Origin of the sequence: Actibacterium naphthalenivorans (genome assembly GCF_014196965.1) — a bacterium.
Lineage (GTDB): Bacteria > Pseudomonadota > Alphaproteobacteria > Rhodobacterales > Rhodobacteraceae > Actibacterium_A > Actibacterium_A naphthalenivorans.
This window is the reverse complement of the sequence record NZ_JACIEQ010000047.1, coordinates 1-1,199: the sequence shown is the minus strand read 5'-3', so window position 1 is coordinate 1,199 and position 1,199 is coordinate 1. Positions and strand designations below refer to the sequence as shown.

At 58.4% G+C, this 1,199-nt stretch carries 1 pseudogene; it reads left to right on the top strand.

Annotation, left to right across the window (positions count from 1 at the left end):
- Positions 1 to 73: 73 nt before the first annotated feature.
- Positions 74 to 1,160 (top strand): annotated as a pseudogene (locus GGR17_RS20215) (IS3 family transposase).
- Positions 1,161 to 1,199 lie beyond the last annotated feature (39 nt).

The window sequence follows — 1,199 nt, the reverse complement described above, 5'->3', positions numbered from 1 at the left end:
GGGGTAATCCCCCCCGAAAGTAAGGGGCTGCATAAGTAGAATTTTCTCGGCAAGATGAACGAGGAGATTTCGAATGAAGACAAGCAGATACACTGAGGCTCAGATTATCGCGATCCTGCGGCAGGCCGAAGGCGGTGTGCCGGTGGCCGAGCTGTGCCGTGAGCATGGGATGAGCAACGCCTCGTTCTACAAATGGCGGGCGAAGTACGGGGGGATGGATGCATCCTTGATCAGCCAGATGAAGGCCATGGAAGATGAGAACCGCCGGTTGAAGCGGATGTATGCGGACCTGAGCACGCAGGCGGATTTGCTCAAGGAAGCCCTTGGAACAAAGTGACAGGGCCATCTCAGCGCCGCGAGATGGCCGAAACGGCGGTGGAACGACGAGGCGTCAGCATTGCGCTGGCGTGCCGGGCCTTCGGGGTCAGCGAGACCTGCTATCGCTACAGCCCGAAGCTGAAGGACGAGAACGAGGTGATCGCCGATCTTCTGACGGGGCTGACGGATGCGCGAAAGACTTGGGGGTTTGGCCTGTGTTTCCTGCACTTGCGCAACGTGAAGGAGCACCCATGGAACCACAAACGCGTCTATCGGCTCTACTGCCAGCTGGAGCTGAACCTGCGCATCAAGCCCCGCAAACGGCTGAAACGGGAGAAGCCTGACATCCTGGCGGTGCCGGACGCGCCCAATTTGACCTGGTCCATGGACTTCATGGCAGATCGCCTCGGTGATGGCCGGGCCTTTCGGCTGCTGAACGTGCTGGATGACTTCAACCGCGAAGGGCGGGGGATCGAGGTCGACTTCTCGCTGCCAGCCGAACGGGTCATCCGAAGCCTCAACCGCATCATCGAGTGGCGCGGCAAGCCGGGCACCATAAGGGTCGACAACGTCCGGAATACATCAGTGGCAAGCTAATGGAATGGGCCGAGAAACAGGGAATTACCATCCAGCACATCCAACCCGGACAGCCACAACAGAACGCCTACATCGAGCGCTACAACCGAACGGTTCGGCATGAATGGCTCGACCAATACATCATCGAAAGCATCGAGGAGGCACAAGATCACGCCACGCAATGGCTATGGACTTACAATAACGACCGCCCGAATATGGGCATCGGCGGCATCACACCCGCACAGAAACTGAAAATGGCCGCGTGAATTCTGCGGCTGAACCCCGTTAAAAATGGGGGGATTACC